This window comes from Streptomyces sp. NPDC002573 (assembly GCF_042889625.1).
Taxonomy (GTDB): Bacteria; Actinomycetota; Actinomycetes; order Streptomycetales; family Streptomycetaceae; genus Streptomyces; species Streptomyces gibsoniae.
Window position 1 is genome coordinate 38,604 of sequence record NZ_JBIARC010000015.1, and the last position, 23,352, is coordinate 61,955.

General features: G+C 71.2%; 24 protein-coding genes. 16 read left to right on the forward strand and 8 right to left on the reverse strand.

Annotated elements, in window-relative coordinates; translation table 11 throughout:
* Window positions 1-24: 24 nt before the first annotated feature.
* The 4 genes from ACFYX0_RS16620 to ACFYX0_RS16635 form a co-directional block, all read right to left on the reverse strand.
* Window positions 25-1,398 carry an NAD(P)/FAD-dependent oxidoreductase gene (locus tag ACFYX0_RS16620; RefSeq protein WP_388970870.1) on the reverse strand — a complete coding sequence of 458 codons (1,374 nt, stop codon included), beginning with the start codon at window positions 1,396-1,398 and terminating at the stop codon, window positions 25-27.
* Window positions 1,388-1,597 (reverse strand): ferredoxin, encoded by a 210-nt coding sequence (locus ACFYX0_RS16625; RefSeq protein WP_355916701.1) that lies wholly within the window; start codon window positions 1,595-1,597, stop codon window positions 1,388-1,390. Before ACFYX0_RS16625 ends, ACFYX0_RS16620 begins: the two co-directional genes overlap by 11 nt.
* A 246-nt stretch (window positions 1,598-1,843) precedes the next feature.
* A complete protein-coding gene (gene murQ, locus ACFYX0_RS16630; protein ID WP_388970872.1) occupies window positions 1,844-2,740 on the reverse strand; it encodes an N-acetylmuramic acid 6-phosphate etherase in 897 nt (298 codons plus the stop codon).
* A gap of 60 nt (window positions 2,741-2,800) precedes the next feature.
* The gene (locus tag ACFYX0_RS16635) at window positions 2,801-3,748 is read right to left on the reverse strand and encodes a MurR/RpiR family transcriptional regulator (RefSeq protein WP_388970874.1); all 948 of its coding nucleotides are present in this window, start codon (window positions 3,746-3,748) and stop codon (window positions 2,801-2,803) included.
* A 215-nt stretch (window positions 3,749-3,963) separates the two neighbouring features.
* Here ACFYX0_RS16635 and ACFYX0_RS16640 point away from each other — a divergent pair, with 215 nt between their 5' ends.
* The 4 genes from ACFYX0_RS16640 to ACFYX0_RS16655 all read left to right on the forward strand — a co-directional run bounded on the left by ACFYX0_RS16640 (window position 3,964) and on the right by ACFYX0_RS16655 (window position 10,717).
* Entirely contained in the window at window positions 3,964-4,965 is a 1,002-nt protein-coding gene (locus ACFYX0_RS16640; protein ID WP_388970876.1) for an N-acetylglucosamine kinase, read from the forward strand.
* Between the two features lie 8 nt (window positions 4,966-4,973).
* Window positions 4,974-6,560, forward strand: coding sequence for a sodium:solute symporter (locus tag ACFYX0_RS16645; protein ID WP_355916689.1), 1,587 nt, complete (start codon window positions 4,974-4,976; stop codon window positions 6,558-6,560).
* 88 nt (window positions 6,561-6,648) lie between these two features.
* Window positions 6,649-7,824, forward strand: coding sequence for an anhydro-N-acetylmuramic acid kinase (locus ACFYX0_RS16650; RefSeq protein WP_388970878.1), 1,176 nt, complete (start codon window positions 6,649-6,651; stop codon window positions 7,822-7,824).
* Window positions 7,825-7,849: 25 nt separating this feature from the next.
* Entirely contained in the window at window positions 7,850-10,717 is a 2,868-nt protein-coding gene (locus tag ACFYX0_RS16655) for an FAD-binding and (Fe-S)-binding domain-containing protein (protein ID WP_388970880.1), read from the forward strand.
* Between the two features lie 54 nt (window positions 10,718-10,771).
* Here the strand turns inward: ACFYX0_RS16655 and ACFYX0_RS16660 are convergent, their stop codons facing one another.
* A complete protein-coding gene (locus ACFYX0_RS16660; protein WP_388970883.1) occupies window positions 10,772-11,701 on the reverse strand; it encodes an RNA polymerase sigma-70 factor in 930 nt (309 codons plus the stop codon).
* 173 nt (window positions 11,702-11,874) lie between these two features.
* Here ACFYX0_RS16660 and ACFYX0_RS16665 point away from each other — a divergent pair, with 173 nt between their 5' ends.
* The 6 genes from ACFYX0_RS16665 to ACFYX0_RS16690 all read left to right on the forward strand — a co-directional run bounded on the left by ACFYX0_RS16665 (window position 11,875) and on the right by ACFYX0_RS16690 (window position 17,107).
* Window positions 11,875-12,360 carry a carboxymuconolactone decarboxylase family protein gene (locus ACFYX0_RS16665; RefSeq protein ID WP_388970885.1) on the forward strand — a complete coding sequence of 162 codons (486 nt, stop codon included), beginning with the start codon at window positions 11,875-11,877 and terminating at the stop codon, window positions 12,358-12,360.
* 100 nt (window positions 12,361-12,460) lie between these two features.
* Entirely contained in the window at window positions 12,461-12,592 is a 132-nt protein-coding gene (locus tag ACFYX0_RS16670; protein WP_388970887.1) for a hypothetical protein, read from the forward strand.
* Between the two features lie 143 nt (window positions 12,593-12,735).
* Window positions 12,736-13,596, forward strand: coding sequence for a MoxR family ATPase (locus ACFYX0_RS16675; protein ID WP_355916677.1), 861 nt, complete (start codon window positions 12,736-12,738; stop codon window positions 13,594-13,596).
* A gap of 71 nt (window positions 13,597-13,667) precedes the next feature.
* Window positions 13,668-14,963, forward strand: a complete 1,296-nt coding sequence (locus tag ACFYX0_RS16680) for a VWA domain-containing protein (protein ID WP_388971061.1) — start codon at window positions 13,668-13,670, stop codon at window positions 14,961-14,963.
* 305 nt (window positions 14,964-15,268) lie between these two features.
* Window positions 15,269-16,084 (forward strand): alpha/beta hydrolase, encoded by an 816-nt coding sequence (locus tag ACFYX0_RS16685; protein ID WP_388970889.1) that lies wholly within the window; start codon window positions 15,269-15,271, stop codon window positions 16,082-16,084.
* Window positions 16,085-16,249: 165 nt separating this feature from the next.
* The gene (locus tag ACFYX0_RS16690; protein ID WP_388970891.1) at window positions 16,250-17,107 is read left to right on the forward strand and encodes an alpha/beta fold hydrolase; all 858 of its coding nucleotides are present in this window, start codon (window positions 16,250-16,252) and stop codon (window positions 17,105-17,107) included.
* A gap of 114 nt (window positions 17,108-17,221) precedes the next feature.
* On the opposite strand, the gene ACFYX0_RS16695 is transcribed toward ACFYX0_RS16690, so the two are convergent.
* Window positions 17,222-17,809, reverse strand: coding sequence for a TetR/AcrR family transcriptional regulator (locus tag ACFYX0_RS16695; protein ID WP_388970893.1), 588 nt, complete (start codon window positions 17,807-17,809; stop codon window positions 17,222-17,224).
* Between the two features lie 125 nt (window positions 17,810-17,934).
* Here ACFYX0_RS16695 and ACFYX0_RS16700 point away from each other — a divergent pair, with 125 nt between their 5' ends.
* Together ACFYX0_RS16700 and ACFYX0_RS16705 are read left to right on the forward strand one after the other, a co-directional pair.
* On the forward strand, window positions 17,935-18,672 hold the full coding sequence (locus ACFYX0_RS16700) for a MerR family transcriptional regulator (RefSeq protein WP_388970895.1): 738 nt from the start codon (window positions 17,935-17,937) through the stop codon (window positions 18,670-18,672).
* On the forward strand, window positions 18,672-19,283 hold the full coding sequence (locus tag ACFYX0_RS16705) for a hypothetical protein (RefSeq protein ID WP_388970896.1): 612 nt from the start codon (window positions 18,672-18,674) through the stop codon (window positions 19,281-19,283). The genes ACFYX0_RS16700 and ACFYX0_RS16705 overlap by 1 nt, the downstream gene beginning before the upstream one ends.
* Window position 19,284: 1 nt before the next feature.
* Here ACFYX0_RS16705 and ACFYX0_RS16710 read toward each other — a convergent pair whose 3' ends face one another.
* Together ACFYX0_RS16710 and ACFYX0_RS16715 are read right to left on the reverse strand one after the other, a co-directional pair.
* Window positions 19,285-19,494 carry a hypothetical protein gene (locus ACFYX0_RS16710; RefSeq protein ID WP_388970898.1) on the reverse strand — a complete coding sequence of 70 codons (210 nt, stop codon included), beginning with the start codon at window positions 19,492-19,494 and terminating at the stop codon, window positions 19,285-19,287.
* 125 nt (window positions 19,495-19,619) lie between these two features.
* On the reverse strand, window positions 19,620-20,126 hold the full coding sequence (locus ACFYX0_RS16715; RefSeq protein WP_388970900.1) for a DUF6584 family protein: 507 nt from the start codon (window positions 20,124-20,126) through the stop codon (window positions 19,620-19,622).
* A gap of 206 nt (window positions 20,127-20,332) precedes the next feature.
* Here ACFYX0_RS16715 and ACFYX0_RS16720 point away from each other — a divergent pair, with 206 nt between their 5' ends.
* The 4 genes from ACFYX0_RS16720 (at window position 20,333) to ACFYX0_RS16735 (ending at window position 23,351) form a co-directional block, all read left to right on the forward strand.
* Window positions 20,333-20,647 carry a DUF6400 family protein gene (locus ACFYX0_RS16720; RefSeq protein WP_388970902.1) on the forward strand — a complete coding sequence of 105 codons (315 nt, stop codon included), beginning with the start codon at window positions 20,333-20,335 and terminating at the stop codon, window positions 20,645-20,647.
* Complete coding sequence (locus tag ACFYX0_RS16725; protein ID WP_388970904.1) at window positions 20,634-20,882, forward strand: hypothetical protein; 249 nt, start codon at window positions 20,634-20,636, stop codon at window positions 20,880-20,882. The genes ACFYX0_RS16720 and ACFYX0_RS16725 overlap by 14 nt, the downstream gene beginning before the upstream one ends.
* Window positions 20,883-21,103: 221 nt before the next feature.
* Window positions 21,104-21,913 (forward strand): NUDIX domain-containing protein, encoded by an 810-nt coding sequence (locus tag ACFYX0_RS16730; protein ID WP_388970906.1) that lies wholly within the window; start codon window positions 21,104-21,106, stop codon window positions 21,911-21,913.
* Window positions 21,897-23,351 (forward strand): site-specific integrase, encoded by a 1,455-nt coding sequence (locus tag ACFYX0_RS16735; protein WP_388970908.1) that lies wholly within the window; start codon window positions 21,897-21,899, stop codon window positions 23,349-23,351. The genes ACFYX0_RS16730 and ACFYX0_RS16735 overlap by 17 nt, the downstream gene beginning before the upstream one ends.
* The last annotated feature ends 1 nt before the right edge of the window (window position 23,352 follow it).

The window sequence follows — 23,352 nt, forward strand, 5'->3', positions numbered from 1 at the left end:
GCTCCTCGGGGCGGGTGGCGGGGGTCAGCCTCGCGGCTGCACCACGGTCAGCCGGCGGTCCGGCAGATAGCCGGTGAGCGCGACGGTGGGGCCGTGGGAGAGCCCCTTCGGATCCGGCACGTCGGAGGGAATCGGGATTTCGGCCGCCATCGGACGGTCCGCCGCGCCGGGTCCGGGCGGGAACGGGGCAGCGGTCTCGATGAGGTGCTGGTAATAGTCGAGCGACTTCGCCATGTTGACGGTGACCGCGGCGGTGATCCGTCCCCGGTAGCCGTAGACCATGGCTAGTCGGCGCGCCTCCAGCGAGCCCTGCGCGATGACCACGTGGTCGGAGAAGGAGGGGACGCCCACGGACTTGATGTTGAGTCCGAACTGGCTCGACCAGAAGACGGGCACCGTGAGGTGGGGGCGCCTCAACGGTCCCGGATTCACCATGTTGTGGGCCGCGACCTCGGCCTGGGCGACGGCGTTGCCCCAGTGCTCCAAGGAGAGCATCTGGTATTCGAACAAGGGGTGCGGGAAGCGGGAGACGTCACCGGCCGCGAAGACGTCGTCGGTGACGATCCCGTACATGTTGAAGGCCCGGCACCCCGCGTCGCAGGCGAGCCCGCGCGGGCCCGCCGCAAGGCCGGACTCCGCCAGCCACTCGATATTGCGCACCGCTCCCAGCGCGACGACGCACACGTCCGCCTCGACGCTGCTGCCGTCGGACAGGTCCGCGCCGACGAACCGGCCGCTGCCGTCGCCGTGCAGGGCGGTGACCGTGACCCCGCACCGTAGATCCACCCCGTGGCCCCGGTGCATCGCGGCGGCAAGCTTCGACAGCGTTCCGCCGAGCGCCCCCACCAGCGGGCCGGGGCCCCGTTCGGCGACGGTCACCTCCAGGCCCCGTTCCCGGCAGGCCGAGGCGATCTCCGAACCGGTGAAGCCGCCGCCGATGACCAGCACCCGACGCGGCCCGGCGGCCAGTCGCTCGGCCAGTCCCGCGCTGTCGTCACGGGTGCGCAGGGTGAACACCCCGTCCAGGGCGCCCTCCTCCGCGTTGGGCCAGGGCCGTGCCCGGGTTCCGGTGGCGATGAGCAGCCGGTCGTAGGGCAGTTCGTCTCCATCGGCCAGCAGCACCCGCCGGCCCAGGGGGTCCAGGCCGGTGGCCGGTACCCCCAGTCGCCACTCGGCGTCCGGATCCCGGCGCATCGGCAGCGCGGTGGTGTCCGCCGCGACCTGGCCGAGCAACACCTGCTTGGAGAGCGGCGGCCGGTCGTAGGGCGGGTAGGCCTCGTCGCCCACCACGGTCAGTGAACCGGTGAAGCCCTCCTCGCGCAGTGTCTCAGCGGCCCTCAACCCGGCCAGCGACGCGCCGACGATCACGATCCGGCCCTTGCGCAGGTCATCGGTCACCCGCGCTCACCTCCTCGCCGACGAGGATGGCCTGCACGGGGCACGCCGCCGCGGCCTGGCGGACGCGCTCCAGCTGGTCGTCGGGAACCGTCGGCGAGTACAGCAACGCCTCGTCCCCGTGGAGCCGGAACACCTCCGGTGCCAGGAACACGCACTGGGCATAGCCCTGGCAGACCGCGAGGTCCACAACGATCTGCATCCCGCCACTCCCTCCGTCGTCTCGCCCCTCCTGCGTCTACAGGGTGAGGGAGAAATCGGACACTCGCCTGGCCACCACGTCGGAGGCGGGGCGGGAGGAGGACTTCACGGGAGGGAGAAACGCGGACGTCGGCGGGCCGGCGGACCGCAGCGCCGCAGGGAACGCCCAGCGTGCGGGGGCCGGCGACGGGACGTCGTCCCACTCCCCCAAGAGAGTGGTCACGCCCCGTCAGCAGCAGGCGACCGGTCAGATGTCCGTGATGGCGGCGCGGGTGTTGCCGGCGGCCCCTTCCAGAGCACGGGCGGCCTCCTCGGCGGTGGAGTGGGTGAGGAGCATGACGATGGCGGTCTTGGCGTGGCCGCCGGCCGCCCGCAGCGCCTCGGCGGCCGAGTCGGGGTCGGTGCCGGTGGCCTGGACGACCATCCGGCGAGCGCGGTCGACGAGCTTGTCGTTGCTGGCGCGGACGTCGACCATGAGGTTCCCGTAGACCTTGCCCAGGCGCACCATGGACGCGGTCGAGAGCATGTTGCAGACCATCTTCTCGGCGGTGCCGCCCTTGAGCCGGGTGGACCCGGTGAGGATCTCGGGGCCGGTGGGGACCTCGATCGGGATGTCGGCGTAGCGGCTGATGACCGCGTCACGGTTGCAGGCGACCGACACCGTGACGGCCCCCTTGGCGGCGGCGTGCTTCAGGCCGCCGACGACGTAGGGGGTACGGCCGCTGGCGGCGAGGCCGACGACCGTGTCCTTGTCGTCCACGCCGATCTCGTCGAGGTCGGCGACCGCCCTCGCGGGTTCGTCCTCGGCCCCCTCGACCGCGACGACGAAGGCGCCGGGGCCGCCGGAGAGCAGGCCCACCACCTGGTCGGGCGAGGTGCCGAAGGTGGGCGGGCACTCGACGGCGTCGAGCAGGCCGATGCGGCCGCTGGTGCCGGCGCCCATGTAGATCAGCCGTCCGCCCCGCCGCAGCGACTCGGTGATCGCCTCGACGGCGACGCCGATCTCCGGGAGGGCGTCGCGTACCGCGAGGGCGACGGTCTGGTCCTCGGCGTTCATGACGGAGAGCAGTTCCGAGACCGGCATGCGGTCCAGCTCGGCGGTCCGCTCGTTGCGGGTCTCGGTGCCCAGGGTGCTGAGGTCCACGGCGCGGTCGTCCTTTCAAGGGTGGTGCTGAGGGTGCTGAGGGAGAGGCAGAGGAGGCGGTCAGTCGCCGGCCGGTGAGCGGCGCTGCGACTGCGGGCGCCTGCGGCGCTGGATGGCCCCGTAGGTCTTCTCGAGCGCCGCGGTCGTGGCGTCGTAGGAACGCTGTGCCACGCCCACGAACAAGCAGTCGATGATCGCGAGTTGCGCGATGCGGCTGACGGTCGCGCCCGAGCGGAAGGGAGTCTCCCGGGCACATGTCGTCAGCACGAGGTCCGCGCTCTGCGCGAGTGCGGAGCGCGGGACGTTGGTGAGGGCGATGGTGGTGGCACCGCGTTCGGCGGCGGCCTGGAGGGGTTCGAGGGTGTCCTCTGTCTCCCCGGAGTGGGAGATGGCCAGGGCGACGTCGCCGGGCCCGAGCAGGGCGGCGGCGGTGAGGGCGGCATGCCGGTCGGTCCAGATGAAGGCCATGTGGCCGATCCGGTGCAGCTTCTGGTGCAGGTCCTGGCCGACGAACGCGCTGGCGCCGACGCCGAAGATGTCGATCCGCCGGGCTCCCGCCACCGCGTCCACCGCGCGGCCCAGCGCCTGGAGGTCCAGTCCGGCCCCGGAGTCCTCCAGGGCGCGCACCTCGTTGTAGATGATCTTCTTGACGATCTCGTCCAGCGTGTCGGTGGCACTGATGTCGGTGCCCGGTGTCGGGCGTTCGCCGCCGAGAGCGTGCTCGCGAGCGGCGGCCGCAGCGAGCGCGAGGCGCAGCTGGGGGTAGTTGGCGATGCCTATGGCACGGCAGAAGCGCATCACCGTGGCCACCGAGGTGTCGGCCCGCTTGCCGAGAGCGCTGATGGACAGCTCCGAGGCCTGCGCGGGATCGGCGAGGACGGTGTCGGCGACCCGCCGTTCCGAGGGGGCCAGGGTCGGCAGGGCCGCGCGGATGCGGGCCAGGGTCGCGGCGGGGCTGGTGTCCTCCGTCGGCTGGGCCGGTGTGCGGGGTGGTTCCTGGCGGGCCATGGGCCGTTCCCTCCTGAGTGGGTGGGCGACACATTAATCACACCCCGATGGCACGTCAAAAATTTACGTGCAGATCTACGGAAAGTTACTTATTGACATTCGGAGGTCGGCCTTCGGATACTCGCTGGACCGCGATCCGCGCCGGTCACCGGCCCTGCGGCCGTCCCCGTGACCGCCCGACGCGCCGGATCCCTGGAGACACGAAGGCGTGCCCCATGACACCAACTGTGGCGGTGGACCTCGGCAAAACCGGCTGCCGTGCCGTGCTGTGGTCCGGCGACAGCCCTGCCCAGGGCGTCCGCGAGGTGCCCGGAGCCCCCGGGCTCGCCGCGGACAACGGAGTGGCAGCGGCCCGTGCCTCGGTGCGCGCCGCGGTCCTCCCGCTGCTGGAAGGCGAGCCCTCGTACCGGCTGGCGGCTGTCTGTGTCGGCGCGGCGGGGGCGGCCGCCGCCCCGGAGGCGGCCCGCGAACTGGCCACCCAGCTCCTCGACGACCTGCCCGCGGACGAGGTGGCCGTCACCAGCGACGCCGTCACCGCCCACGCGGGAGCCCTCGGAGGCCGCACAGGCGTGGTGCTCGCGATCGGCACGGGCTCCGTCGCCATCGGTATCGGGGACGACGGATCGTACGCCCGCGTCGACGGCTGGGGGCCCTGGCTGGGCGACGAGGGCAGCGGCGCATGGATCGGCGCGGCGGGCCTGCGGGCCGCGCTGCACGCCCATGACGGACGCGGACCGGACACCGCACTGCTGGCCGCCGCCGTCGCACGCTTCGGCGACCCCGACCGGCTGCCCTCGGCCCTCGGACGGGACGGCAACCCCGCCCGCACCGCCGCGTCCTTCGCCCCGGCCGTGGCCCGTGCCGCCGCCGCGGGTGACGCCGCCGCCTCCGCGATCGTCCGGGCCGCAGCCGACGCGCTCGGCGAGGCCGTGCTCACCGCCGCCCGCCGGATCGGCGGCGGTGACGCCCTTCCCGTCACCATCACCGGCGGGCTCACCGGCCTCGGCGAGCCGCTCCTCGGACCGCTGCGGGCGGCACTCACCGACTCCCCGTACGCCCTGCACCTGCGGGCCCCGCTCGGGGACCCGCTGGACGGCGCGCGCCTGCTGGCGCTGGAGGCGTCGGCACCGCACGAACCCCACGTCGCCCGCGTACGGCGGACGACGCCCGACCCCACTGTCCCTACCCCGCCGGTGACTCCGCCGGCCGTCGCTTAGGAGTGAGCGTGCGCCAACTCGACCTCGTGGTGATCGTCGTCTATCTGGTCGCCATCGCCATGATCGGACTGCGCCTGGCCGGACGGCAGAAAACGGCGAAGGACTACTTCGTCGGCGAAAGCCACATGCCGTGGTGGACCGTCTCCTTCTCCGTGGTGGCCACCGAGACCAGCGTGCTCACCGTCATCAGCGTCCCCGGCGGCGCCTACAGCGGACAGGGCTTCGGCAACGTCGAACTGGCCCTCGGCTATGTGATCGGCCGCATCGTCGTGGCCACCGTGCTGATTCCCCTGTACAAGCGCGGCGGCTTCGTCAGCGCGTACCAGTACCTGGGAAATAGATTCGGGCTCAAACTGCAGGGGCTCGCCTCGGTGACCTTCGTCTTCACCCGGCTGCTCGCCGAGGGCGTCCGGCTGTTCGCCTCCGCGATCCCGATCAAGCTGCTGCTGGACGAGTTCGGTGTGCACGCGAGCTACCGGGTCATCATCATCGTGCTCACGGTGATCACGGTCGTCTACACCTACCTCGGTGGCATCAAGGCGGTCATCTGGACGGACGCCATCCAGATGGCTCTGTACCTGGGCGGTGCGATCCTCGCCATCGCCGTGCTGTCCGGCCACGTCGGCGCCGACGGCTTCTCGCGCGCCCTGGACACGGGCCACTTCAAGCTGTTCGACACCAACTTCGACCTGGCGCACATCCTCACCAGCCCGTTCGCCCTGCCCACCGCGATCATCGGCGGCGCCATCTTCGCGATGGCCAGCCACGGCTCCGACCAGCTGATCGTCCAGCGGATCCTGGCCACCCGCTCGCTGCGCGACGGTCAGAAGGCCATGATCGCCTCCGGTGTCTTCGTCACCCTGCAGTTCGCCGCCTTCTCCCTCGTCGGCGCCCTGCTGTGGTCCTACAACCAGGGCAAGGACTTCAAGCAGCTGGGCCTGGCCAGCGCCGACAACCTCTACCCGAACTTCATCCTGCACGGCCTGCCCGTGGTGATCTCCGGTCTGCTGGTGGCCGGCATCCTCGGCGCCGCGATGGGCTCGCTGTCCTCGGCGCTGAACTCCATGTCGAACTCGACGGTCGCCGACATCATCCACAGCTTCTTCCGCAGCACGCCCTCCGAGGAGTCCCTGCTCAAGCTGGCCCGGGTGATGACGCTGGTGTGGGCGGTGCTCATGGCCGTCTTCGCGTGTGCGTTCAGCGCCAGCACCGGCAATGTCTATCTGACCGGTCTGACGATCGCGGGCTACACCTACGGCGCGCTGCTCGGCGCGTTCCTGCTGGGACGGCTGGTCAAGCGGGCCAACCAGGTCGACTCCGTCGTGGCCTTCCTGGTGACGATCGGGGTGATGACCTACATCGTGCGCGACGTCAAGATCGACGTCACGGTGGCCGGGGCCACGGTGCCCACCGCGATCGCGGCCCAGTGGCTCGTGCCGATCGGCGTGGTGATCACGCTGGTGGTGGGTGGTGTGATGAGCCTGTTCCACCGCGCGCCGCAGGTGCGGACGGTGAACGAGGTCACGCTGCCCGGCGGTGAGCCGGAGTCCGGTTCCGGCTCGGACCGCTTGACGGCGAGCGCCGGCCTGGAGTGACGACACGCCGGGTGCGGGGCCGTCCACCGGCGGCGGCCCCGCACCCGGGCCCACCCCGTCCGTCCCGCGATCCTCACTGGGAGAAGCCATGCGTGTGATCGGCCTGATGTCCGGCACCTCGTACGACGCCATCGAGGCGGCCGCCACCGACCTCACGCTGGATGGCGACGCCCTGCACATGCGGCCGCTCGGCCACCTCTCCGTCCCCTACCCGGACGAACTGCGCGACCTGATCGCCGCCACGCTGCCACCCGCCACGACGAACACCCAGGCCGTGTGCGCGCTGGACACCGGTATCGGGCAGGCCTTCGCCGACGCCGCCGGGCGCGCCCTGAGCGAACTGTGCGACGGCACAGCGGACCTGGTGGTCTCCCACGGCCAGACCCTGCACCACTGGGTGGAGGACGTCACCGTCCGCGGCACCCTGCAACTGGGCCAGCCCGCCTGGATCGCCGAAACCACCGGGCTTCCGGTCGTCTCCGATCTGCGCAGCCGGGACGTGGCCGCGGGCGGGCAGGGAGCACCCCTGGTCGCGATGACCGACTCCCTGCTTCTGCGGGGGCTGCCGGGCATCCCGGCGGCGCTGAACCTGGGCGGCATCGCGAACGTCACGGTCGTCGCGCCCGGCGCGGAGCCCCTGGCCTTCGACACCGGTCCCGCCAACGCGCTGCTGGACGCCGCGGTACGCCATTTCACCGATGGCGCCGCCGCCTACGACGAGCACGGCCGCCGGGCGGGAGCCGGCCGGGTCAGCACCGATCTACTCACCGCGCTCCTCGACGACCCGTACTACCGCAGACCCGCGCCGAAGAGCACCGGGAAGGAGCACTTCCATCTGCCGTATCTGCTCCGGGCGCTGGCGGCGGTGCCCACGCCCGCCGCGGACGACGTCCTGGCCACCCTGACCAGGCTGACCGCCGTCACGGTGGCGGACGCCTGCCGCGCCCACTGGGTCACGAGCCTGGTGGTGTCCGGTGGCGGCCTGCGCAATCCGGTGCTGATGCGCATGATCGCCGACGAGCTGCCCGAGGTGACGCTGCACCCCAGCGACGAACTGGGGCTGCCGTCGGACGCGAAGGAGGCGCTGGCGTTCGCCGTGCTGGGCTTCCTCACCGTGAACGGTCTGCCCGGCGCGCTTCCCTCGGGTACGGGTGCCCGCCGCGCCGCGCTCCTGGGCAACATCACCCCCGGTCTGTCACCGCTGCGTCTGCCCGAGCCCGCCGCGCGCCCGCCGCGCCTGCTGCGGATCACCGCCGCCCACTGACCGCCCTCCCCCGTACCGAGGAACCATGACCAGCCCCGCTGTCACCCCCTCCGCCGCGCCGACCGCCCACGATCCGGCCTCTGCCGGCCTGGCCGGGATCCTGGCCGGGTGCGTAAACGACCCGGCGCGGGTGTCCACCGAGTTGCCCCGCCGCATCGCGGTGGCCCACGACGCCTCCCCGTATCTGTTCACTCCGCAGGCGGTGGTACGTGCGGCGTCGGCGGCCGAAGTGGGTGCGCTGATGGCGGGGGCGCGCCGGGCGGGGGTACCGCTGACGTTGCGTTCGGGCGGCACCAGCCTGGCGGGGCAGGCGGGCGGCGACGGCATCCTCGTCGACGTCCGCAGCCACTGGCGCGCCGCACAGGTCCTGGACGAGGGCCTGCGGATCAGGCTTCAGCCGGGACTGACGGTACGTCAAGCCAATGCGCGGCTCGCGCGGTACGGGCGCCGGCTGGGCCCCGACCCGGCCAGCGAGTCCGCGTGCACCATCGGCGGACTGGTCGCCAACAACTCCAGCGGCATGAACTGCGGCACCAGCGACAACGCCTACCGCACCATGGAGTCGCTGCAGTTGGTGCTGCCGTCGGGCACCGTGGTGGACACCGCGGACCGGGACGCGGACCAGGCGTTGCGGGCACGGGAGCCCGAACTCCACGCCGGACTGCTGCGGTTGCGGGACCGGGTCCGCGACTCGGCGGCCTCCCGGGCCGCCGTGGAGCGGCTTTTCGCGATGAAGAACACCATGGGCTACGGCCTCAACTCGTTCCTGGACCACACCGACCCGGTAGACATGCTCGCCCATCTGATGATCGGCAGCGAGGGAACCCTCGGCTTCGTCGGCGAGGCCGTCTTCCGTACCGTGCCGCTGCTCCCCCACACCGCCACGGGACTGCTCGTCCTGCCCGGCCTGGCCGAGGCGACCGACGCGCTGCCGGGGCTGCTGGCCGCCGGGGCCCGCACCGCCGAGTTGCTGGACGCCGCGTCGCTACGGGTGGCGCAGCGTTCCCCCGACCCCGTGGACGAACTGCACGGTCTGCGTGTGGAGCGACATGCCGCGCTGCTGGTGGAGTTCGCCGAGGACAGCGCCGAGGCGCTGGACGCGACCGTGGCCGCCGCCCAGCCGGTCCTGGACGGTCTGCCCGCCGTCGCCGGCACCGCACTGACCCGCGACGCACGGGTGCGCGCGCGGCTGTGGCATCTGCGCAAGGGCCTGTACACCGCGGTGGCGGGGGCGCGCCGCCCGGGTACCACCGCGCTGCTGGAGGACATCGCGGTCCCCATGGAGCGGCTGACCGGCACCTGCGAGGGCCTGATCGGTCTGTTCGGCCGGTACGGCTACCAGGACGCGGTGATCTTCGGCCATGCCCGGGACGGCAACCTGCACTTCATGCTCACCCAGGACTTCGACACCCGAGCCGAGACCGAGCGCTACGCCCGCTTCACCGATGCCATGGTGGACCTCGTCCTGGACGCCGGCGGCACTCTGAAGGCCGAGCACGGCACCGGCCGCGCCATGGCCCCGTTCGTGCGGCGCCAGTACGGCGACGAGCTGTACGAGGTCATGGTCGAGCTGAAGCGGCTGTGCGACCCGCACGGCGTCCTCAACCCCGGGGTGCTGCTCACCGACGACCCGGCCACCCACCTGCACAGCCTCAAGAGTGTCCCCGAGGTCGATCCGGCGCTCGACGCGTGCGTGGAGTGCGGCTACTGCGAACCGGTCTGCCCGACCGCGGACGTCACGACGACGCCCCGTCAACGCATCGCCCTGCAACGGGAGATCGCGCTGGCCACCGCCGCCGGCGACGAGGAACGCCGCACCGCCCTGGAAGCCGACTACGCCTACGCGGCGGTCGACACCTGTGCGGCCGACAGCCTCTGTGTGACCGCCTGCCCGGTCACCATCGACACCGGCGCGGTCATGAAACGTCTGCGCGCCGAGCGTCACAGCCCCACGGCCCAGCGGGCCGGCGCCGCGGCCGCCCGGCACTGGAGCAGGGCGGTCACCGGAGTGCGCGCCGCGCTGAACACCGCGCACGTCGTGCCCGCGCCCGTCCTGCGTGCCGCGACGGGTGCGATCCGCAAGGCGGGAGCGGCGGAGCTCGTTCCGGCCTGGGCCGGCGACATCCCCCGCGGCGGCCCCGCCCGCCCTGCGCCTCGGCGGCCCGCCGAGGCGCAGGCGGTGTTCTTCGCCGCGTGCATCGGCAGCGTCTTCGCCCCCGAGGGCACCTCCGGCGGTGCGGCTGCCGCGTTCCTGCGGCTCTGCGAACGCGCGGGTGTCCCCGTGAGCGTGCCCGACGAGCTGTCGAGCCTGTGCTGCGGCACACCCTGGCAGTCCAAGGGCTACACCGCCGGACACCGCACCATGGCCGCCCGCACGCTGCAGACGCTGTGGGACGCCAGTGACGGCGGACGGCTGCCGGTGGTCTGTGACGCGTCCTCCTGCACCCACGGTCTGGAGCAACTGGCCGACGCGCTCCCGGAGTCCGACCGCGCCCGCTTCACCGCGCTGCGCTTCGTCGACAGCGTCGTCTTCACGGCGGAACACATCCTGCCCGCCCTGCCCGCGCCCCGCCGTCTGGGCAGTCTCGCCCTCCATCCCACCTGCTCCACGGTCCACCTCGGAATCGACGCCTCGTTGCGCGCCGTTGCCGCCGCCGTCAGCGCCGAGGTGACCGTGCCCGACAGCTGGGGCTGCTGTGCCTTCGCCGGGGACCGCGGTCTGCTGCACCCGGAGGTCACCGCCGCGGCCACGGCCGCCCAGGCCGCCGAGATCACCGCGGGCGACTTCGACGCGTACGCCTCGTGCAACCGCACCTGCGAGATGGGCATGACCCGAGCCACCGGCCGGCCCTACCGGCATGTGCTCGAACTCCTCGACGAGGCCACCGCGTGACCCCGTCCCGCGCCATGGAGGCGCGGGGTTCGCGCGGCTCCGAGCACCCCGCGCTCAGCGGCGCAGGGTGGTCTCCTGGTGCATGTGCGACAACTTCTCGGGATTGCGCACGGCGTAGAGCCCGGTGATGAGTCCGTCGTCGATGCGCACCGCCACGACGGTGTCGATCTCTCCGTCGAGCCGGAGAACGAGCGCCGGGTAGCCATTGACCTGGGCCGGGCGCAGCGCCGCCGTGGTGGCCCTGTTCAGCCCGGCGGCCAGCAGTCGGGCCACCTTGTCGGCCCCGACGACGGGCTGCGGGAAGGCCTGCTTGATCCCGCCGCCGTCGCCGAGGAAGACGACATCCGGCGCGAGGATGTCGAGCAGGCCCTGCAAGTCGCCCGTCGTGGCGGCCCGTTGGAACGCATCGAGCGCGTGCCGGGTCTCAGCCGGGGAGACGACTCCGCGCGGGCGGCGCGCCGCGACATGGGCCCGTGCCCGGTGCGCGATCTGGCGGACGGCGGCCGGGCTCTTGTCGACGGCTTCGGCGATCTCGTCGTACCCGAGGTCGAACACCTCGCGCAGCACGAACACCGCCCGTTCGACGGGCGAGAGTGTCTCCAGCACCAGCAGCATCGCCATCGAGACGCTGTCGGCCAGCTCGACGTCCTCGGCCACGTCCGGGGCGGTCAGCAGCGGTGCCGGCAGCCAGGGACCGACGTAGGACTCCTTGCGGCGGCCGAGCGTGCGCAGCCGGCTCAGTGCCTGGCGCGTGGCGATCCGGACCAGGTACGCCCGCTGATCCCGCACGGTGCCGAGATCGACACCCGCCCAGCGCAGCCAGGTCTCCTGCAGCACGTCCTCCACGTCGGCGGCCGAGCCGAGCATCTCGTAGGCGACGGTGAACAGCAGGTTGCGATGGGCGACAAACGCCTCGGTGGCGGGGTCCGTGCGTCCACCGCCCACCGGCTGACCCGCCGTGTCCTGTGCGCGCTCGTTCTCCACCGGCTGCTCCTGCCTGTTCGCTCCCGACGGTGCCACGCGCACAAGACGCCGCGCCCCACAGCTTTGTGACACCCCGGCAGGGTGGCGCACGTCACACCACCGTCCCGTCACAGGGGGCGGGTCGCCAGCATCTCGTGTTCGTTCAGTGCCACGCCACAAGTAGGGACGACGTCATGGACGCTCGATTCAACCTGTCCGAGAACGAGATCGCCGCCAAGTTCGCCAAGCGGCTCGGGAACGCCAGCCTGGTGATCGCCCAGTCGCTGCTGCCCAAGTCCACGCAGGAGTTGGTGTCGCTGCGCGCCAGCCAGATCAACGGCTGCGGCTGGTGCGTCGACGTGCACACCAAGGAGGCCGCAGCCGCCGGTGAGACCGCGGTCCGGCTCCACCAGGTCGCCGCCTGGCGCGAGTCCACCGTGTTCAGCGAGGCCGAGCGGGCCGCGCTGGCGTTCGCCGAGCAGGGCACCCGGCTCGCCGACGCCCACGACGGCGTGTCCGACGAGACCTGGGCCCAGGTCCGCAAGCACTACGACGACGACCAGACTGCCGCGCTGGTCTCCCTGGTCGCCATGATCAACGCCGCCAACCGGCTTGCCGTGATCGTGCACCAGCGGGGCGGTTCCTACGAACCCGGCATGTTCGCCGCCATGGCCGACTGACCGGCGGACGAGTCCGGCCCGGCCCGGGATCGTTCGATCCGGGCCGGGCCCTCGCATGTCCGGGCGCGACCATGGCGCCCACCAGCCGCACCCAACCACCGTGAACACCTACCCCGGCGCCGCCGTGCCCTTCGGGATGGTGCGAGGGATGCGGTCGCTCGCCCTCACGGTCGGCACCGAGCCGTCGGACTGGGGCACGGCCGCCCAGGCAGGGCCGCCGGCGCTGCACTGACACGGATCCGCGCGGATTCCCGTCGCCTTCGGGGCTGCGGGAATCCGCCGCCGGGTGCGCATGGCCCTCCTCACACGTGACAGAACCGGTGAGCAAGCGCTTAGATAGTACTGGACCTGTTTCGTGCCCAGCTGGAGGCCCCGTTGCTCTTCGCATCCGTCGACGATGTTTCCGCGCGCCTCGCAGAAACCGGCTATCTGGCGTCCCCCGCGGTCGCGACGACGGTGTTCCTGGCCGACCGGCTCGGCAAGCCGCTCCTGGTGGAGGGCCCCGCCGGGGTCGGCAAGACCGAACTCGCCAAGGCCGTCGCCCACGTCGCCGAGGCACAGCTGGTCCGGCTGCAGTGCTACGAGGGCATCGACGAGTCCAGGGCGTTGTACGAGTGGAACCACGCCAAGCAACTGCTGCGCATCAGCGCGAGCCGTGACGAGACATGGGACGAGACACGCACGGACATCTTCAGCGAGGAGTTCCTGCTGCCGCGTCCGCTGCTGAGCGCGATCCGTGGGGACGACCCCAAGGTGCTGCTGATCGACGAGACCGACAAGGCGGACGTCGAGGTGGAGGGGCTGCTCCTGGAGGTGCTCAGCGACTTCCAGGTCACGGTCCCCGAGCTGGGGACCGTGACGGCGACCCGGCGCCCGTTCGTGGTCCTCACCTCGAACGCGAGCCGCGAGCTGTCGGAGGCGCTGCGCCGCCGCTGCCTCTTCCTGCACATCGGCTTTCCCGAGGAGGAGCTGGAGCGTCGCATCGTCCGGCTCAAGGTTCCGGGCATCGACGGACTCCTGGCCGAGTCCCTGGTGCGGGTGGTCAGGGCGCTGCGCGAGATGGATCTGCGCAAGGTCCCTTCGGTCGCCGAGACCATCGACTGGGCACGCACCCTGCTGGCGCTCGACGCCGGCGCCCTTGACGAGAGCCTCGTGCGCGAGACCCTCGGTGTGGTCCTCAAGCATCAGGAGGACATCCTCAAGGCTGCGGCGAAGCTCGACCTGGACGCCGTGTGAGCGCCCCCGCCCCGTCGACGGGTGTCGCCGGGCGGCTGACGGGTCTGGTCGGCGCGCTGCGCTCGCACGGCATGCGGATCGGCACCGGCGAGACCGTGGACGCCGCACAGGCCGCTGAGCTCCTCGGCCTGGCGGACCGCGAGCTGCTGCGCGAAGGGCTGGCGGCCGCGCTGCTGCACAGCGAGGGACAGCGGCGGGTGTTCGACGCCGTCTTCGACGTGTACTTTCCGGCCCGCGTCGGGGTCCGGACCGGTGATGCCCCGGCGGACCGCGAGGAGCTGCGGGGCCGCCTCGCGGACGCGCTCGCCGCCGACGACCGAGCCGCGATGGCCCGGTTGGCGGTGGAGGCGGTGGACGGCTTCGGCGGGTACGGATCGTCGCCGGGATCGGACGGCTGGTCGTCGTACCAGACACTCGACCGGCTCCGCCCGCAGACGCTGATGGCACGCGTCCGTGACAGCATCCGGGCACAACAGGACGTGGCGGGCTTCACCGACCGGCTGCTGGAGGACGAGGTCCGCCGGCGTATCGAGGCGTTCCGTCAGCAGGTCGCCGTGGAGGCGCGGCGCCGTGTCGCCGAGCGGCGCGGCCCGGACGAGATCGCACGACGAGCGGTGGCCACGACGGCCGACCGGGTCGATTTCCTCTTCGCCGGCCGGGATCAACTCGCCGAGCTGCGCAGGGTGGTTCAGCCGCTCGCGCGCAAGCTGGCCACCCGGCTGGCCGCCCGCCGCCGACGTGCCGCCCGCGGCACCATCGACCTGCGGCGCACACTGCGCGGGTCGCTGTCGACCGGTGGCGTGCCGATACGGCCCGTGCTGCGCCGGCGCCGCCCGGCCCGGCCCGAGTTGGTGCTGCTGTGCGATGTCTCGGGCTCGGTGTCGGGCTTCTCCGACTTCACGATGCTGCTGGTGCAGGCACTGCACGACCAGTTCAGCAAGGTGCGGGTGTTCGCCTTCGTCAACCAGGTCGACGAGGTGACCCGGATCCTGGCGCACGGCGCCGCCGATCCCGGCGCCCTGAGCGCCCGGATCCGCTCGGAGGCGACGCTGACGGGCTGGCACGACAGCAGCGACTACGGAACCACGTTCGGCGAGTTCACCGAGCGCTACCCCGACGCCGTGGGCTCGCGCACCACCGTTCTCGTCCTCGGCGACGCCCGCACCAACATGGGTGACCCCAATCTGCCGGCCGTACGGAACATCGGCGGACGAGCCCGCCGTGTCTACTGGCTGAACCCCGAGCCGCGCTCGCTGTGGGGCACGGGCGACTCGGCCGCACCGGAGTACGCCGGTGTCGTCGAGATGTACGAGTGCCGCAACGCGCGGCAGCTCAGCGCGATCATCTCCCGGCTGCTGCCGATCTGACCTGGCCCTGCCAGGAGCTGTCCGACCGGGGCCGCAGGTCCCTCTGTCCGACCGGGCCGCAGGTCCCTCTGTCCGACCGGCGCCGCAGGCCCCTCTGTCCGACACGGTGTCCGCTGTCGGCTGCGTCACGCACGGCACGCAAGCCGTGGCCGATCGCCCTCTTCTCGTGTGTGCGGTGCCTCCGTGGCACCCGGACCCCGCGATGTGACGCAGCCCCCACCTCTTCACGTTTGCCTCGGGCAACGGCCAGGCGTAGCGTACCTTGAAGAGTGAACAGAACGTTCTATCTAGTTCCTGGAGTTCTGATGACTGGCACCTCCCCGGCCCGCACCGTCGTGCTGATCCACGGGCTCTGGATGACCCCACGCAGCTGGGAGAAATGGACCGAGCGCTACGAGGCACAGGGATACCGGGTCATCGCACCCGCCTGGCCGGGGCTCGAAGGCGAGGTCGAGGAGATACGGCGCGACCCCTCCCGTATCGCGGGAGTGGGCCTGCGCGAGGTGATCGCCCACTACGAGGAGATCATCCGCCCGCTGGATCGGGCGCCCGTCATCATCGGGCACTCCTTCGGCGGCACCATCACGCAGGTCCTGCTGGACCGCGGCCTCGGCAGTGCCGGAGTCGCCATCGACTCGGGCCCCGTCAAGGGTGTCCTCCCGCTGCCCTACTCCACGCTGAAGTCGGCCTGGCCGGTGCTCGGCAATCCCGCCAACAAGAACAAGGCCATCGCCCTGACGCCGGAGCAGTTCCACTACGCCTTCACCAACACGCTCAGCAAGGAGGAGTCGGCCGCCGTCTATGAGCGCTACCAGGTGCCCGGATCGGCTCGCGTGCTCTTCCAGGGCGCCTTCGGCAACTTCAACCCCCGTGCCGCGACGAAGGTCGACTTCCGCAACCGGCGGCGTGCTCCCCTGCTGTTCATCGCCGGCGCGGCCGACCACATCGTGCCGCCGAAGGTGAACAAGGCCAACCTGCGTCTGTACCGCAAGTCCCCGGCTGTCACCGAGTACCAGGAGTTCCCCGGCCGGACCCACTTCATCCTCGGCCAGGACGGCTGGGAAGAAGTCGCCGACTACGCGCTCAACTGGGCGGCCCACCACGGCTTCAGCCGCGTCTGACAGTCCACTCCGCCCGCGCTGAACGCCCCCAAGCCGCGTGGGGCGGGCCCCCTCCCCTGGCCGGTACCGCCCCATGCCCTCCCCCGTGGACAGCGTGACCTGCCCGCGTTCACTCCTGGCGGCCGCACAGGCCGTCCGCCGTCCTCACGATCCAAGGAGAAACCTGTGTTCACCCATCGCCCGGTCCACCTGGCCGCCCTCGGCGCGGCCGGCCTCGCCCTCGCCGCAGGCCTCGCCACGACCGCCTCCGCGACCCCCGGCCACCACGCCCACGCCGCCGCGGCCACCGCCAAGCCGACCGTCGTCCTCGTCCACGGCGCCTGGGCCGACTCGGCCGGCTGGAGCGGAGTCGTCAAGCAGCTGCAGGCCGACGGCTACACGGTCACGGCCCCCGCCACCCCGCTGCGCGGCCTCAAGAGCGACGCCGCCTACCTGGCCGACTACCTCAAGACGATCCACGGTCCGATCATCCTGGTCGGCCACTCCTACGGCGGCGCCGTCATCACCGACGCCGCCACCGGCAACCCGGACGTCAAGGCACTTGTCTACGTCGCCGCCTTCGCCCCGGACAAGGGCGAGAGCGCCGTGGCCATCAGCGCCAAGTTCCCCGGCAGCCACCTCAGCGACGACCCCGCCGCGCCCGTCCCCACCGCCCTGAACGCCGTCCCCTTCACCCAGCCGGACGGCACCACCGGCGTCGACCTGTACCTGAAGCCCGACAAGTACCGCGATGTGTTCGTCAGCAACCGGCTCAGCAAGGCCCGTGCCGCCGAACTCGCCGCCACCCAGCGCCCGATCACCGCACAGGCGCTCGGTGAACCGTCCGGCACTCCGGCCTGGAAGACGATTCCCTCCTGGTACCTCGTCGCTCGCGCCGACCACGCCATCCCCCCCGCCGCGGAGCGGTTCATGGCGTCGCGCGCGAACGCCCACACCATCGAGGTCAACGCTCCGCACGCCGTCCAGCTGACCGACCCGGGCGCCGTGACGCATCTCGTGGAGCAGGCCGCCCACACCAAGTGATCCCGGCTCGCCCCACGGCCTCCGCCCCCTGCTGACCGGGCGGAGGCCGTCCCCGTCCGTGGCGGAAGAAGAGGTGTGCGCGTCGGGCACACCCGGGGGGAGGCGGTTGAGCGGTCAGCCGGCTGCCAGCAGAGCGGCGACGCCGTGGACGAGGGTGTCGTTCGCCCTCTGCGGATCGCTCAGGTAGCCGGCCACCATCGCACCGTCGCGCATGGCCACCATGGCCTCGGCCGACCGGGCGGGGTCGGCCGCGCCCGTCTGCTCGAAGGCCTCCTGGAGCACCTGGTGGAACCAGGCCCGGTGCGCCAGCACCGCCTGATGGACGGCGCTGTCCCGCTCCGGGTACTCGGCGGCCGCGTTGATGAACGGGCATCCGCGGAAGCCCGCGCCACACAGCTCCTCCCCGATGCCGTGCGCCACGGCCTGTAGGAAGGCGGACGAATCGCCGATCTCTTCCTTGGCGGCGCCCAGGCGGTCGCGGATGTCCTGATCCGTCGCTTCGAGGTAGGCCCGTACGAGGTCGTCCTTGCCTTCGAAGTGCCGATAGAAGGTGCCGCGGGCGATCTCGGCCTTCGCCATCACACGGTCGACACCGACCGCCCGGATGCCCTCGGTGTAGAAGAGCCGACTCGCCGTGCTCAACAGCCGCTCACGCGCCTCCGACCGGCGACCTGTCCCGGACAAACCCTTCACCTTCGACATACAGCCAGTATACGGAACGTTCTATCCAAAGGGCGGGGGCCTCGCTGGAGGTGCAGGTCAGCGGGGGCACGGCGGGCCGCGGCCGTGCTTGACCTTGTCGTAGCGGCAGGGTTTCTACTGGCACCATGCGCATCGGAGAGATCGCCGCGCTCGCCGGAATCACCCCACGGGCCGTACGGCACTACCACCACATCGGCCTCCTGCCCGAGCCTCGGCGGCAGGCCAACGGATATCGCAGCTACAGCCTCCGAGACGCTGTTCTGCTGGCCCGGATCCGGCGGCTGACCGAGCTGGGACTCCCCCTCGAGGAGGTACGGGACGTCCTCGCTGACGACGCCGGGCGCGAACTGGCCGAGGTGCTGGGTGAGTTGGACGCCGACCTCGCCCGGCAGGAACGTGAGATCCAGGAGCGCCGCAGGGTGCTGGCGGCACTCTTGGAGGGCCCGCTCACAGCGGACGCACCGCTCTCCCCCGCCCTCGTCGAACTTCTGAAGAGTGCGCCCACCACCGCGTCGCCCGCCGCGGCCAAGGACCGCGAGCATCTGTCCCTGCTGGACACCGCGGTCGGCGGGGATGCGGTGTATGCCGCTCTGCGGCCGTTGGCCGAGGACCCGGCCGTGCTCCGGCTGTACGAGCGGCTGGACGAACTGGACGGGGCCGCGGCGGACGATCCACGGATCGCGGCGCTGGCCGACGAGATGGCAGCCGCCGTACCGGACGAGGTGCTGGCCGAGATCCCGTACATCGGCCCGGTGGCGACGGGCTTCGGACAAGCGCTGCTCGCCGACTACCCGCCCGCTCAGGCCGAGGTAGTGCGTAGGGTGATGCAGACACTCACCGCCCGGATGCACCGGAGGCCGTGATGAGTCCGCGGACCGCCCGAGCGGCGATGCTCGCGCGCCGATTTGTCGTACACGAGCTCCGGGCCCTGCACAGCCTCGCGTTGTGGGTGCTGCGCCGCCGGCACCAGGTGCCCGACGGCGCGCTGGCCGTCGCCTACACCGCGCCCCAGACGGCCATGATGTACGGGCTGCTCTTCGTCTCCGTCATCGAAACGGTCATGCTGGCACTGGTGATCCCATGGCCGTTCGTTGACACGGCCCTGCTCGTCGTGGATGTCTACGGTGTGCTGCTGATCCTCGCCTTGCACGCGTCCTGTGTGGTCCGTCCACACGTCGTGGGATCGGACGGCTCGCTGCGCATACGCTACGGCGCACTGTTCGACCTATCGGTTCCCCCCGCCGCCATCGCCGCCGCCCGGGTCGAACGGCGTTACCCCGACGGACGGTTGCTGCAGCTGCACACCGACGGCGTGCTGGACCTGGCGGTGGGCAGCCAGACCACGGTGACGGTGGAGCTGACGGAACCGGTGGAGTTCGTGCGACCGCTCGGCGTGAAGGCCTTCGCCCGTACGCTCCGGTTTCACGCGGACGACCCGCGCGGAGCGGTCGCCGCGCTCACGCGGGTTGGGTGAGTCAGCCGACCGAGGGGCCCTCGGGGTGGCGCGACCGGCCGTTGGGCAGTTCACCGGAGGTGGACTCCTCCAGCAGCGCGGTGTACTCCCGCGAGAGTTCCTCGTACCGCTCGTCGCCGGCGTTCGTGTCCCGCTTGTGCCGGGTCATGATGTACAGGGCGATCGGGCCGGTGATCATCGAGACCACCGGGATCAACACCCACCATGCCATGGGCCCTCCCCTGGGTGCGATGTACCGGACACTGCCCGGCACGCCTGACCACGATGTGCCCCTGGCATCCCGCCCGCCAACGCAGCACACACCAACTTTGAGACCTCACGCGGGACATCGCCCAGTCAGTCGAAGAGGGCCACGAGTCCGTTCACCCAGATCGCGAGGAACGCGAGGACCGCCACCAGGCATCCGGCCCCTGCGAGGAAACCGCCGAAGCCGCTCCCCCTGCTCTCCACCCGCCGGCCCGGCGGCGTCATGTCCCAGTCGACGGGATGTCCCATGGCGTCGGAGCAGGCCGCCCGTACTGCTGCCAGTTGCTCTCTGGCGAAGGGCGACGAGGCCAGCGACTCAGGGCCGCCCCAGGCAAGGGCCCGCATACGCTGAGGAGGTGTGCTGTACCTCGCCTCGAAGGCGGTGGTCTCGGCTGCGTCCCGGTCCTGTTCGAGATACATCCAGCGGCCCGCCTCCGCGGGCTCTCCGCACAGGCGGTACACCTCGCCCAGGCGGCGGCGCAGCATGAGGTCGTCCGGAAAGGACGACACCAGCCCACGCAGGCGCTGACGCGCGACGGGAACCCGACCGGCGACGAGGTCCGCGTCGACTCGGGCGAGGGTGTCTGTGAGCGGCATAAGCGCATGATCGAGTACGGCAGTACCCGACGTCGACCGGGTTTCACCGCTCAGGCCGACTCGTAGCACTCGTCAACGGAACGTTCCGTGCCGGACGCGCACGGTTGTCATGGCTTTCGCGCGGCCCCTGCGGCGGCTCCCCGACGTGCTGTGACTTCCCCCACCCACCCTTGCCTCACCGGAAAGGGCTACCTACGTTCAACCATATGTCCCCCCATGACCCCACTCTTCCGAATGAACCGGACGAACCCGCCGCAGAGGGTCGGGCCGCCGTGGACCGGCCGGACAGTGCGTCGCTCGGTGACTTCAGCGTCGACCTGACGTCGCACGAGGCGCTGCGTCGTACCCACGTCCTCGCCGCCCTCGGCCCCGACTGGGATCCCGTCGCCGTGCTGCGCGACGAGGACAAGGCGCGCGACATGCTGTACTCCGACCTCAGCGAGGAGCAGCAGCGTCTGTACGACGAACTGGTCGCGGCCGGGGTGCTGCCCAGGAGGGGGGACGGCAGTGCTGCCTCTTGACCCTCAGGCGGACATCGGCCGCCGCGCCTGGGTGGCCTGTCCGAACTGCAACGACAGGGCCGGGTGCGCCGCGTGCGAGGAGCGGCAGACATGCACCAAGCACTGGCGCTATCTGCTCTCCAACACGGGCAGCCTGCTCCATCTGCAGTGCCCGTCGTGCACGCACATCTGGACACACGAGTCCGGTTTCGGAGCCACCCGCGCGAACGATCAGGGACATCGCCGGAACCGTTGATCACGTACGGCGCCGGTGGGCGTAACCGCTCCAGGGCTGGTCGGTCCGCCGAGCTGACCAGGCACGGCGTTTCGGCCAAGATCGCGTCGCCGCACGCCCGTACACGGCAAGGGTCGTTGCATCCCACAGACTCCCCTCCTCCCCTCGGGACGCGGACTCCAGCGCGTCTGAAAAACGTGCGTTCGAAAGGCGCGTCGGGTCGTTGAGCTGAACGACATCACATGCTCACGCGGCTCCAGGGGGACTCGATGGCCTCGGCTCAAGAAGGCGGACCGGTACGTGCCGACACTGGCGCCCCGCCCGGCTCCGCCTCGGGCGTGCGGGAACCCGACGACGCGTCGGTGCTGATCGTCAACGACGCCGGTGAATACCTGCTGCATCTGCGGGACCACCGCCCGGGCATCTGGGAGCCAGGAGCGTGGTCGCTGCTCGGGGGCGGGCGTGAGCCCGGTGGCCGGTCCTTGGAGGAGACAGCACGCCGGAAGCTGCGAGAGGAAGCCGGACTGGATCTGCCGGTGCTGGAGCCGCTCCAGGTGGAGCACGCGACACGCATCGACGGCTCGACCGTGACCATCCAGGTCTACGTGGCCCGCTGGAACGGCGATCCTGAGTCCCTCCACCTCACCGAGGGGGTCATGCTGCGCTGGTTCAGCCCGGAGGTCCTGCCGCGTCTTCGGATGAGTCCCTCGACTCTCGACCTGGTGCGCGACCATGCCGCCCGGCCGGCGTCCGGCCCGCGAAGCGCCGCGGCCGCCGCTCCTCGGCTGCCCGGGGGCCGCGGGCAGGCCCCGGCGCCGGACACAGGACAAAAGGCTGTCCCCAACGTCATCGGCGTCCATCTCCACCTGGAGAACGCGCAGGGCGAGATCCTGCTCGGTCTGCGCCATCCCGACTCCGCGTACGCCGGGAACACCTGGCATTTCCTGGCCGGGCACTGCGAGCAGGAATCCGCGGTTTCCCTGATGCTTGGGCGTGTTCAAGCGTCAGGGGAGGCATGGGTTGAGCGAGTGGTGTGTGGTGTGGGTGCCTGATCCATGGCAGTGGGGAACGCTGCCGCCGGAGGGTGTCCTGGGCGTACAGGACCTCCCTGCGGCAGTAGCGCGGATCGGCTTGCGGCCGGGCGATCCGGTTTTCGTAGACCCGAATTGCGTGGTGGACAGGAACCTGCTGGATTTCGTTCGGTCCGCCGTATTCCAGCGCCTGGAACGGGAATCGAAGCGGAATTATGCGACGGACATCCGGTCGCTTCTGACGTTTCTGTCCTCACGCGGAGTGCCGTGGCGGAGGGCGACGCAGCAAGATCTGCGGGACTACCGGCACTGGCGGTGCGAGGCGCCAGAGAACCCGGGCCGGGTCAGCGGGACCAAGTGGAACCGGGAGGCGGCGGCATTCACCAAGCTGTTCAAGTGGGGCAGGGTCTACCCGCTGCCGGTAGACGTCTCACAGGGCGAGGACCGGGCTGCGAACTCGGTCAGCGCGAGGGTGTCGTGGCTTACACCGCGGACCTGGGGTTTGTGGTCGGACATCGGGCTGCGCGGCCACACCCGGGCCGGGCTCGCGGTGCCGGGGTGGGAGTCTCGGACCGAGTTGCGCAACACCAGCTTCGTGCAGCTGCTGCTCAGCTCTGGCTTGCGACGGCAGGAAGGCGGGGCCCTGCTGACCTTCGAACTGCTGACCCAGCGCCTGCGTCACGGCCGCTATCTGCACGGCCGCATTGCGGGTGCGTTGACCAGGTCGAAGAACAGCCGGACTTTCTACGCGTCGGTCGATGCGGTCGGCCAAGTCGAGAGCTACATGGAGTCGGAGCGGGCGTGGGCGGTGCAACGGGCCCAGGCGGAGGGGCGCTACGACCGTCTGCCGGCGATGCGGCTGGTCACGAAGGTGTCGCACGGCTTGAAGCCGAAGGTCGAGTGGGTGGACTCAAACGGTGTCGTCAGTGGTCGCGAGCTGAGCCTTCTGGGCTGGCGCGAGCGGCAGTGGCTGTTCCTGGAAGGTCCGGACGGGCCGGAGCCAGTGTGGTTGTGGCTGACCGAGGAGGGACTGCCGATGGTCCCGGACCGGTGGAACGGCGTGTTCAGGAACGCCAACCTGCGGTGTGAGGAAGTTCTGCTCACCGCCAAAGAGCGGGCGGTCAAGCGGGAGTTCCGGTTGGCCGAGGTTCGAGGCAGGAGCCCGTACGCGACGCCGCACTCCGCCAGGCACTCGTTCGCGCTCTACATGCTGATTCTGCTGAACGAGCTGTTCGAGTCCCGTTACGGACTCACGAGGAAGGACCGCCGGGACTTCGCCCAGCTGTTCGGCGACCCGTGGTGGCTGGTCAAGGTGCTGTTGGGCCACGCGGACGTGGAAACGACGAAGCGGCACTACCTTGACCCTCGGGAATTGCATCAGACGGGCGAGAGGTTGCAGGTCGCGAGGTCAGGGCAGCGTCCGGAGAGGGCTCCATCCTCCTACAGCTTGGCAGCCTGAG